We start from the raw sequence: 11,470 nt of genomic DNA, 5'->3' as shown, positions 1-11,470 counted from the left end.
GTATTTCGTAAGTATCCGGTCCAGCGCTTTTCGGCGAGGTGGTGCTCTCACCGCAAAAGAAGCTGACCTGATAGCTTCCAGGCGCGAGCCCCTGGTGAGTGATGGACAACTTTTGGCCAGGCCCTGGCCAAGGGCCATTTGCGTTGTCCCCGAATGGATGCACAGACTGTGTCGCGGGTATCCCGATCCCGCCGAAGCACACGCCGTTCCCATTGGGGTTGGTGACGGTTGCCGTAATCGAGTCCACTGTCGTGGTGAACGACACAACCGGGGTATCGAAACCGTAGGCATTCGGCACTGCCATCGCGACGCTAGCGCCGATAACGTGAGTGCTGGCACACACGACACCTAGTGCACCGATTACGAACTTGCGCCCCGTTAAAGTCATTGGCTGATCGTAGAATACGGGGCGGGGTTTGCACAGCTTTGTTGAATCACGGTGTCGTTCTGCCCCAACGCCGGTGTGCAAAACTCAACCGCCTTCGCAGTTTTGCGCAGGAAAAACGACGACATGGCATGATCCGCGCATGGTCGAGACCTTGAAGGTGTTAGTGCCGCTCATCGACGGACTGATCGGTGGCTAGGTGGCAACGCAAAACGCACGCAAGACACCCACGACAACCTGACAACTCTCGTAGACATTGAATCCAAGCTGATCTAATCTGGTCACCGACCGGAATTGCGAAAATCGCGAGGCAGCGGGAACAGCGGCGACTGGATCGACAACCAACCTCGCTAGGGCTCGTTACTCCGCTACGTGGGAGTGCAGCTAACGAACAGTGCTTGGCCGTACTCAGTGCAGCCGTCACCGCAGGCTTGTTCGTGACGTGCGCGGTTGCCGTCGCCAGCGTCTTTGGACCCGCAGATGCCGGGGGTGGCGAAGAATGCCGACCACTACTCCTCGCCCTTGGTGCCGGAAGCGCCATATTGTCAGTCCTGATCGCTGGCAACAGTTGTGTGTCGTTCGAACGGGATCGCGCTGAGCGGCGCGGCACTTCTGGACACCTCGACCAACGCGCCAACTGCATGACGGTCTGCCTGCCGTAGCAGGCATTGAGCGAACCCAACTGCGTATCCCGCTCTCGCGCGCAGCCAAGTACATACGATACCGGCATCGAACTTGTCAATCCGACCGACCGCGATCTATCTATCCAAAGCGTCGGCCCATTGCTGGGCGCCCGCGAGTAACAATCGACGTGACGCGTCCATGACGTGCGGGTCGGAACGGCGAAGCACGTTGCAGTTGGCCTAATCAGCGATGGTTAACCGCCTTGCGACCTGAACGACCAAAGCGACAGACAACCGCCCCAAAATTACAGGCTCTTAGCCGGGAGTTGCGTCCGGACGCTTCCATCCAAGTTGTAGGTCAGAACGAGTGGCCAAACGCCCGGTCAACTTCGAACTCCCCTCGCTGCGGTTCTGGGCAGAGCGTCGACGATCACGAGTTCCGCGACAATAGCTCCATCCTCGTACCGGACGGCCACAGGGGACCCGCCAGACTGCCGTCGCGATTTGCGAGGTAATTCGCAAGCCACCTTAAGGATCCACCTACTGCGTCTTCCAAATCGGCCAACAGGAAATCGACGTCGAACTCCACGCTTCCAGCTCGAACGAGGCCGAGTAGCCACGCAAGGCCGCCACCTCGTAAGCTACGCTACCAGATACTTGACCAAGCCTAAGGAGTGCGAATGTACGACCAGGATTTGCAAGAACAGATCATCCCCCTGCACTGTATATATCTAGATCCTAACAATCCACGCTTTACTAACTTGAAGTCAAAGATACCCGACAAGAGAGCCCATGAAGAACAAGTCCAAAAAAATACTTACGAGAATATAAAGAAAGAGGGTGTAGAAGAACTATTCGGAAGTATTGTGCAGAACGGATTTCTTCCACTTGATCGAATAGTCCTTCGAGAGCTGGAGCCGGGCAGCGAACGGTACGTCGCAGTCGAGGGAAATCGACGGGTGGCGGCACTAAAGACAGTCGACGCCAGAATCCGGGGAGCCGAGATTGAAGAATCAGATTTGGGCGAGGAAGAACAAGCTTCTTTGCTGACGTCGATTCAATCGATCAAATGTTTAGTCTACACCGGATCACAGAAGAACGATATCGCTTGGATCCTTCAGGGAATACGTCACATAAGTGGGATCCGAGATTGGTCGCCTGCGCAACGCGCAGAACTGGTTTCGCGGGAGATCGACGAGAACGGTTTGAAATCTCGCCAGGTGGGACAGAAACTAGGGATTTCAACAGTTGCTGTAAATAGGCTATACAACGCAAATCGCGGACTACAACAAATGCTTGCGGACGAAGATTACTCAAGTCGTGCAAAGAAAGAATACTTTACACTGTTCGAAGAAGCGCACCGGCGTCCAGTGGTACGCAACTGGCTTGGTTGGAACGAGGCGGCAAAGAACTATGAAAACGTGGACAATTTGCAGACGTTTTTTCAACTTATCGGAGAAGACCCCGAAAATAACAGTAGGAGAAGAATTCACGATCCACGGCAGATCGGGGCCCTGGAGAAGCTAGTCAAAAGCGATCGTAGTGACCTAATCGAAAACGTTCTGCAATACGATATGCCTATAGATGAGGCAAAAGGTCGCCTCGACGAGGCGTCTACGAAGCATGATTGGAAATCTGAAATTGACCGTGCCACAAAAGCGCTGGCAAGCCTTCCCGCCACCTCGTTGGCAGCACAACCCACTGAGGTGTCGAAATCACTCCTGGCGTTAGCGACTGTCATTGAAGCGCTCCTTGCCGCAGTTCCTGGTGCAGTTGAAACCGTTCAGCCGTGACCCCACTTAAATTGATTCGCGAAGAGGCTATGTCGTTGGCAGTCTCAACGTTGCCACGAAAGACTGTGCACGTTCTTAGCCACCTTTCTCGCGCTTTTACCAATCACGGATATTCAGAGATGCAAAGTGATGAACTCGCCGAACTATGGGCCGACCGATTCTTGCTGCTCTTCGACGAATATATCGACGAAACATGGTCGTTAGATGAAATCGATCCGCCACTGTATGCGTCGACCATGCAGGAGCACGTCTTGCTGGGTGTTAGACATCCCCGCTTTATGGGCGGGATCAACGAAGATCGCTTGCAAATCATCAATTTTATTCGTTACTGCGACCCAGTCGAGTTCGTGTGGTGCTGCGCCATAGCGCTTGCCCATTGTGGAGCGTCTAAAGTTTTCATAGTCGACGGGCCGAACGACGGCGGCATCGACGTGCTGGGGCTCTACCGCACCCCGGCAATTCATGCTCACTGTGTAGCTATACAGGCAAAAGCCTGGACGGGCGGACTCTCTGCGCAGCACGTCGAGGATGTTGTGAACAAATACCATTTCGGGCTCAGGAAGCCCGTTTGGGAGATTTACGATGCACTGGTCGATCTACGCACCCAACCAGGGGTATCGAAATCTTTGATAATTGCCTCACGTGACGGCTTTGGATCGAGTGGACTCACTGCATCAAGAAGCCTTGGGAGCACTTGCTGGAGTTCATACAAAATTGGCTCGTTGGTGGCGCCAGGGTGGACGTACCAGGAATTTATCGAAATGGTCGGAATACTTCGCAAGCAATCACTTGCGAGAACGACCAACATAGTTCCGCTGGTGAGCTGGACGGTTCAGCAGGAGAAATAACGTCTGTGTAGCCAAGTTCATCCATTCTCTTGAATTTGTTGCCCATTACCTGATCCTCCCGAGGCTGATCGCGACTGCTTCCCAATCGGTGTCAGGTGTCAGATGGCACCATGAGAACCGTATTGCCCCACTGATTTGCTGATCTTCCAAACCCATTGCGACCAAAACATGACTTGGCTCATATACCTGCGATGTACAAGCAGAACCATTCGATACAGCGACGATCCTTTTTAGGTTGACAATTGCTGCTTCCGAATCAACGCCGGGAACCGAGAGGTTCAAGGTGTGCGGCATCGTCCGCGAGAGATCGCCATTAAACGAGACTTCCAGAGAAGCAAAGGCACTCATCGCCTCATCTCGAATTTTAAGCACGCGGGCATTTCGGGCAGAAAATTCCTTCATCGCGCTCATCACGGCGCTTCCTAGCCCTGCTATCAACGCTACCGGCAGAGTTCCGGAGCGTAAACCACGCTCTTGTCCACCACCGACCAAGAGTGGGACAAGTGGTACACGCGTGTACCCGCGTCGCCGGGCGATAAGAGCGCCAATTCCTTTCGGCGCAAACAATTTATGCCCCGAGACACTTATCAAGTCGATCCGTGAGTTCTCGAAAAACTTCGGCAGTTTACCGTAAGCTTGCGCACCGTCGACGTGGAAGTACGCTTCGCGATCGCGCAGTGAGCGTGCAATTTCTTCTATTGGCTGAATTACGCCGGTTTCGTTGTTGACTGCCATTACCGACACCAGAATTGTGTCGTCGCGTAAGGCAGTAGCAACGTCATCGGCATCAATCCAGCCCCCAGGAGTCGGGGCAACCTCCGTGACCTCAAACCCCCGCCTCGCCAACTCGCGAATAGGCTCGAGTACGGCCTTGTGCTCGATTTGAGTAGTGACGATGTGCATGCGGCCGGACTCCCGACCAGCCTGCTCAAGACCGAGAATGGCGAGATTGTTACTCTCCGTTGCCCCGCTGGTGAAGATCACCTCCTCAGGCTTCGCACCTGCGGGTGCCGCGACCTGCTCCCGCGCTCGGTTGACGCGCTCCTTCGCGCGCTGACCATAGGCATGGGTACGGCTGCCTGCGTTCCCAAAATCATCCTGCAGGTAATGGACGACTTCGGCTAGTACAGCAGGGTCGATCGGAGTGGTGGCGTTGCAATCCAAGTACACGGGCGACACAACAGCTGCATCGTTAGACGGAACAGAGTTGTCGGCACCCGGGGCTATCGTCATGCCGGAAACTGTACGCGATTTTTGGGGGCGCGTGTTCGTTAAACTAGCCGTGTTGTTCGGATGTATAGTTCCGTACATCAGCGACCGACATTGGAGGGTCATGGTCAAGCAGCCGAGCACCGTAGCAACGCGTAGCCCGGGCTTCGAGTACGTCTTCCCTGCCATCCGCGGGGTTCAGGCAGGTCGAGGCTACTTCGTGACGATGTGTCCTCTCAGACTGATACCGCGCCTGTTTCTGTTCGACGACGAGGAACTGGTTCCTGAGATGCGGGCCCAGCGGACACTCAACAAGGCGCGGGTACCGGAGATCGCTCGCTACGTGGTCGAGAATCCGGACAGCTACGTCTTCTCTGCACTGACGGCGTCCGTCGACGCCGACGTCACGTTCGAGCCGTTCAGCGGCGCTGGACCGAACGAGCGCATCGGCACGCTTACCATTCCTATGTCAGCAAAGTTCGTGATCAACGATGGCCAACACAGGCGGGCAGCGATCCAGGAAGCTTTGAGCCAGAACCCGGATCTTGGTGACGAGACGATCGCCATCGTCATGTTCTTAGACCTCGGCCTGAAGCGCTGCCAGCAGATGTTCGCGGACCTGAACAGGTACGCCATCCGCCCCGCCAAATCGATCAGCGTCCTGTACGACCACCGCGACGACATGTCAGCGATCACGCGCGTCGTTGTTTTTCAGTCCGACTTCTACAACGACTTGACTGAGACCGAGTCGAGCAACTTGGCAACACGCTCAAGAAAGTTGTTCACGTTGTCGGCTATGTACAGCGCAAACCGCGCTCTGCTCGATGGTTTCGACGACAGCACGTTTGATCAAAAGGTCGAGATGGCCCAGGTGTTCTGGGACACAGTCGCAAGATACATCCCAGAGTGGACCCAGGTGCGTCAACGCGAAGTCAGCGCGGGCGAAATACGGAGAGACTTCATACACAGCCACGGCATCGTGCTGCACTCGCTCGGCAAGGTTGGTAACACAATTCTGCGAGACACGCCGGATAAACGTAAATGGCCCCGAATCTTGAAACAGCTCGGAGACATCGACTGGCATCGTTCGAACTCTTCGACGTGGGAGGGGCGAGCCCTGTCCGGTGGCCGCGTCTCGAAGAGCGCTGGCAACGTTCTGCTGACCACAGCGCTAATCAGAAGAACATTGGGAATCTCGTTGCCCGCCGACGAGCAGCGTGCAGAAACTGCATTCAACGGAGGAGAAAAGTGACCATAAACCTGCCGATTCGACCTCGGTCTGCATTCGATGACTTGGGCCTAGCGGGCACGATTGACGAATTGGTCCTGCAAACGCAAACGCTCTACCTCGAGGACGGTATCCCCTGGGTCATCGGCTATTCAGGAGGTAAGGATTCAACCGCCGTGCTTCAGCTGGTATGGATGGCTATCGCAGCTCTCAAGCCGGAACAGCGGACCAAACAGGTGCACGTCATCAGCACCGACACTTTGGTCGAAAACCCTATCGTCGCAGCTTGGGTCACGCACTCTCTGGAGACGATCAGGGCGGCCGCAACCCAACAGGGATTGCCGATCGAGCCTCACCGTTTGACGCCCGCCGTCGCCGACACATTCTGGGTCAATCTCGCGGGTCGTGGGTACCCCGCCCCACGACCAAAGTTCCGATGGTGCACAGAGCGACTTAAGATCAAGCCCTCAAACACATTCATCATCAACATGGTGAAGTCTCACGGCGAAGCAATCCTCGTCCTCGGCACACGGAAAGCTGAGAGCTCGGGTCGTTCGCACCGGATGGTTGAACTCGAGTCACGCCGCGTGCGCGACCTGCTCAGCCCGAACGACTCACTCCCGAATTGCCTGGTTTACTCACCGGTCGAAAATTGGTCCAACGACGACGTATGGACCTTCCTCATGCAAACCAAGAACCCCTGGGGCTACTCCAACAAGGAGCTCCTCACGATGTACCAGGGCGCATCCTCTGACGGTGAATGCCCTCTGGTGGTGGACTCGACTACCCCTAGCTGCGGGGATAGCCGATTCGGTTGCTGGACATGCACCCTCGTCGACAAGGACAAATCGATGTCGGCCATGATCCAGAACGACGAGGAGAAGGAGTGGATGCTTCCACTGCTTGAGCTCAGAAACGAACTGGATGTCGCCGACGACCGCCACCTGCGCGACTTCAGGCGTATGAACGGTAGCGTCCAGCTGTTCCACGACCGAACTATCCCGGGTCCCTACACGCAGGAATCACGCGAGCGTTGGGTTAGAAAGCTGCTCGACGCCCAAACATGGATTCGCGCGAACGGACCTGACATCGTCCAAAGTCTAGAACTGGTGACGCTCCCCGAGCTGGAAGAGATTCGTCGACTCTGGGTGGTTGAGAAGCACGAGTTCGAGGACAACCTACCCGCGATTTACCGCGATGCAACGGGCGAAGAGTACCCGGGACGACCTCTCGACGAACACCTGCCCTTAGGCCCGGAGACAGTCGCGATTCTGCAAGATGTCGTCGGCGACGATCGACTTCACTTCGAACTGGTCCGAGAACTGTTAGATATCGAGCAGCGCCATCGTTCCCAGGCACGCCGAGCTGGACTATTCGAGTCACTTACCAAGGCAATGCGGCGAGGATTCTATGACGACGTGGACGACGCGATGAAGCGAGCCAATCAGCGACGCGATGCGATCGAGCGGCCCGACGATAGCGACTCGCCGGACGATCTCGATATAGCGGCGGGTTATGTCCGACCTGTTCCGACGGGGGTGGAGGCTTGATTCTCGACCAGCTCGTCCTACAAAACATCGGGACCTTCTCCGGGCGTCACAAAATTGAGCTCGCTCCGAAGTCGTCCGCCAAGCCGATCATCCTGGTCGGTGGGTTGAACGGTGCAGGTAAAACCACGATTCTTGAGTCGATCCACCTCGCGTTCTATGGCACTTTAGCTCAAGCCACGGGACGACGAACCGGCAGTTACGAAAACTACCTGCGTAGTTTGGTCCACAGAGGATCACCGCACGGGTCTACCTCGGGTGTAGAGCTTGCCTTTCGTGCCAACCAGCAGGGCGTTGAGCACAACTACCGGGTGATCAGAACCTGGGAAGGCGCGAAGGAGCCCGTCCGGGAGCGCGTGGAAGTCGAAGTCGACGGGGCCATCGACAAGGCCCTAACCTCAACGTGGGGCGAGCACGTCGAGACATTTCTGCCGCGCGGGATAGCCGGACTTTTCTTCTTCGACGGTGAGCAGATTGAGGCTCTCGCGGACATGCAGAAGTCCCGTGAGGTGCTTGGCTCCGCGCTATCGACGCTGCTCGGACTGGATCTAGTCGACCGACTCACTACAGACCTCGCTGTACTCAGACGGCGGCATCGTATGAACCAGATTCCAGAGGAGCTAAAAGCCAAAGTCGCCGAAAAGAAGGACGTTGCTACTAAATCCCGGCAGATTGAAGAAGCGACCGTCCAATCGATGGCGTCGCTCCGGGTCAAAGCAGAGCGCGCCAAGAAGCTACATTTTGAGCTCGCTGAGAAGTATCGATCGACCGGAGGCGAACTGCTCGACAAGCGGGTGGCCACAGAAAGCTCGACCGAGATTCATCGGGAAACGCTCGCCCAGCTTGAGACTGAGCTCCGCGAGGAAGCTGCCGATGTCGCACCGCTTTTACAGGTTGCAGAGTTGCTCAAGGGTTTGGAACAACAGAGCCGCGCGGAAGTCAATGCGGTGCAGCAGCAAATCGTCGCACGGGTGCTCAGTGAGCGGGACGACGCTATCGTCGGCCTGTTGAGCTCTTCCACGGTCGGGGCAGCGACACTAGAGTCAGTCGCTGCATACATGGCGGACGATCGGAAACGGCGCGAATCAGAGGGAGCCGTCCCCTCAATTACCGGTTTGAAGGATTCGGCCGGCATCGAATTTCTCAGAACCACAGCGCTCCCCGGTGCATCAAGGCGATTGACTTCCCTGTTGGAACGCCGCTTGACTACGCGGGCTGAACTAGACCAGTTGGAACGCGTGCTCGTCGCTATGCCCGACCCAGAGTCACTGGAGGAGCTCAAGGCCGAGTTGGACAGCGCGGCGGGGGAGCTTGCGCGCAAACAAGCAACCCTGACGATGGTCGAGGAGGCTCTGACAGCCAGCCGTGCTGAGCGGATCAAGGCCGACGCGGCTTACGAAAACGAACTGGACCGACTTGCACACGCCGAGCTTTCGATAGACGACGACACTCGGATCGTCACGCACGTGGATAAGGTCCGAGAAACTCTAGAGTCACTTCGTGGCGCGGCGACGCGCCGATACCTTGGTCGGATAGGTGACCTCGTTTTAGAGGCCCTCCAGAGACTTCTTCGCAAGGAGTCTCTCGTCGCCTCCGTAAGCATCGACCCGGATACATACACAGTAGAGCTGATGGGACGCGATGGGACCGCGTTACCCGCCAATCAGATGTCCGCCGGAGAGCGCCAACTGCTTGCGGTTTCACTCCTGTGGGGACTAGCACGCGCGTCGGGGCAACCACTACCCGTGGTTGTAGACACCCCACTTGGCCGACTCGACGGCTCACATAGGGGACACCTGGTTGACCGCTACTTCCCATATGCTAGCCACCAGGTGATTCTGCTGTCGACGGACACTGAAATCGACGAGGCAACCTACGGTCGAATCAAGAAATTCGTCGGTCGTTCGTATCGCCTCGATTTTGATCAAACGACCAATTCAACGTCCGTGCTGCCCGGCTACTTCTGGGAGTAATTAGATGCCTCTCGAACACGTTCGACTTTCTCAAACTGCCCGAGACCAACTGGTAACACTCAAGCGTCGAACCAAGATCGAGCACTGGAACGTTCTCTGCCGATGGGCACTGTGCCGATCGCTTGCCGAGACGACCGTGCCTCCGGCGATCAAACTCGTCACCGATAGCAGCGTAGAAATGACTTGGCGTGTATTCGCAGGAGCCCATGGTGACACCCTCTGGGCGTTGACGCGCTACAGATGCTACCGAGACGGGTTGCCGACGGACGAAGAGACGGTAGCGAACTATTTTCGGTTGCATCTTCACCGAGGTATCGGATACTTGATCGGTGACACGCGCTCTTCGGACATCGGGGGGCTCGTAAAACTTGCACTAACGGAGTAACCGTTGATGAAGACGCCATCCCAAGCCGTAGCACGACACCGGACGGCAATGGCTCGGTCCTCGTTGTCCAGGCCAGTGGACTTTGCCCTAACAGACAACATCTTGGCACCGGGCAGGACGTTCTTCGACTACGGATGCGGACGTGGGGATGATTTGCGAGCCCTATCGGCTTTGGGCTACTCAGTGTCGGGGTGGGACCCGGGTCATCGGCCTGCAGCGGCGAAGGACGTTGCAGACGTCGTCAATCTCGGATACGTCGTCAACGTCATCGAAGACCCGGTTGAACGACTCGAAACAATTCGAACGGCATGGTGTCTGACTCAAACCGTCTTAGTCGTTTCAGGTCGATTGGTCTGGGAGGCCAGGAATCTGGTGGGTCGACGTCTTGCAGACGGCATCATCACCCAGTCGGGGACGTTCCAAAAATTTTATGAACAAGATGAACTCGCAAGCTGGATTGAGCGTGCACTCGGCACAAAACCCGTTGCAGCAGCACCGGGCATCTTCTACGTCTTTAGGAACGACGCAGACCAACAACAATTCTTAGCAAATCGCGTACACACCTACAGACCACGTCTCCGTATTGATCCACACGTAACCTACGAGCAGCATCAAGAACTGCTGGCACCATTACTGAACTTCCTCACAATGCATGGACGCCAGCCGAGGCCAGGTGAGCTCACAGTCGAACACGAGTGCAAGATCAAAGCAGAATTCCATTCCCTCGGCCGGGCGATGAACCTAATTTACAAAGTCACCGACGACGCCCACTGGGAGAAAGTCCGAATTCAATGCCAGAGCGAACTCACGGTCTACTGCGCTCTCTCGCGATTTGGCAACCGCCCACGGTTCTCTCAGCTGGGAGCCGGCTTGCAGCGCGACATCCGGACACATTTTCAAACGTACAAAAACGTCACTACACAAGGTGACCGGTTACTCGCGAGCTGTGGAAACGCCATGATGGTGTTGATGGCAGCCCGTCATGCGGGCGTCGGTAAGCAAACCCCCTCGGCTCTTTACGTTCACCGCAACGCACTTGCAGAGCTTCCCCCGCTGCTACAGGTGTACGAAGGATGTGCACGAGTTCTTTGCGGGAGCACACCCTCCGCTAACATGGTGAAGCTGTCGGTAGTCAAACCCCAAGTGTCCTTCTTGACCTACCCCAATTTCGAGAGAAACGCCCACCCGACGCTTGCCAGCGCGATTACAGTTAACCTCCGTCACCTGACTGTGGACTGGCGCGATTATTCTCAGTCCGCTAACCCGCCTCTGCTCCATCGCAAGGAAGAGTTCGTAAGCGACGAGGATCCGAGACGTCGCCTTTACCACACATTGACACGCGCCGAGATTAACGCCGGTTTGTATGAACATCCCGAGCACATCGGCACTTTAAAGGGCTGGCAACAAATGCTGCGGTCCGCCGGAAAAGTAGTACGGGGACATCGCCTCTACAACTGGCCGTGAGAACTCCGTGGTGTC

At 56.3% G+C, this 11,470-nt stretch carries 8 protein-coding genes; 7 read left to right on the top strand and 1 reads right to left on the bottom strand.

From position 1 onward, the window contains the following. Nucleotides 1-1,688: 1,688 nt before the first annotated feature. Both ACFULT_RS21225 and ACFULT_RS21220 read left to right on the top strand, forming a co-directional pair. Entirely contained in the window at nt 1,689-2,801 is a 1,113-nt protein-coding gene (locus tag ACFULT_RS21225; RefSeq protein ID WP_378482364.1) for a ParB N-terminal domain-containing protein, read from the top strand. Then, complete coding sequence (locus ACFULT_RS21220) at nt 2,798-3,649, top strand: restriction endonuclease (RefSeq protein ID WP_378482363.1); 852 nt, start codon at nt 2,798-2,800, stop codon at nt 3,647-3,649. Before ACFULT_RS21225 ends, ACFULT_RS21220 begins: the two co-directional genes overlap by 4 nt. 45 nt (nt 3,650-3,694) lie before the next feature. On the opposite strand, the gene dndA is transcribed toward ACFULT_RS21220, so the two are convergent. Continuing rightward, nucleotides 3,695-4,882, bottom strand: a complete 1,188-nt coding sequence (gene dndA / locus ACFULT_RS21215; RefSeq protein ID WP_378482362.1) for a cysteine desulfurase DndA — start codon at nt 4,880-4,882, stop codon at nt 3,695-3,697. Between the two features lie 100 nt (nt 4,883-4,982). Here dndA and dndB point away from each other — a divergent pair, with 100 nt between their 5' ends. From dndB to ACFULT_RS21190, 5 genes are read left to right on the top strand one after another with little or no spacing between them, the layout of a single operon-like run. Then, the gene (gene dndB / locus ACFULT_RS21210; protein ID WP_378482361.1) at nt 4,983-6,110 is read left to right on the top strand and encodes a DNA sulfur modification protein DndB; all 1,128 of its coding nucleotides are present in this window, start codon (nt 4,983-4,985) and stop codon (nt 6,108-6,110) included. Further along, nucleotides 6,107-7,636, top strand: a complete 1,530-nt coding sequence (dndC, locus tag ACFULT_RS21205; RefSeq protein ID WP_378482360.1) for a DNA phosphorothioation system sulfurtransferase DndC — start codon at nt 6,107-6,109, stop codon at nt 7,634-7,636. The genes dndB and dndC overlap by 4 nt, the downstream gene beginning before the upstream one ends. After that, nucleotides 7,633-9,606 (top strand): DNA sulfur modification protein DndD, encoded by a 1,974-nt coding sequence (gene dndD / locus ACFULT_RS21200; protein ID WP_378482359.1) that lies wholly within the window; start codon nt 7,633-7,635, stop codon nt 9,604-9,606. The genes dndC and dndD overlap by 4 nt, the downstream gene beginning before the upstream one ends. Nucleotides 9,607-9,610: 4 nt before the next feature. Beyond that, the gene (gene dndE / locus ACFULT_RS21195; RefSeq protein WP_378482358.1) at nt 9,611-9,991 is read left to right on the top strand and encodes a DNA sulfur modification protein DndE; all 381 of its coding nucleotides are present in this window, start codon (nt 9,611-9,613) and stop codon (nt 9,989-9,991) included. 6 nt (nt 9,992-9,997) lie between these two features. Then, nucleotides 9,998-11,455, top strand: coding sequence for a DNA phosphorothioation-associated putative methyltransferase (locus tag ACFULT_RS21190; RefSeq protein WP_378482357.1), 1,458 nt, complete (start codon nt 9,998-10,000; stop codon nt 11,453-11,455). Nucleotides 11,456-11,470: the final 15 nt, after the last annotated feature.

The organism is Rhodococcus sp. NPDC057297, assembly GCF_042667435.1.
In the GTDB taxonomy this organism is placed as follows: domain Bacteria; phylum Actinomycetota; class Actinomycetes; order Mycobacteriales; family Mycobacteriaceae; genus Rhodococcoides.
The sequence above is the reverse complement of the archived record's forward strand: the minus strand, read 5'-3'. Positions and strand labels throughout refer to the sequence as shown.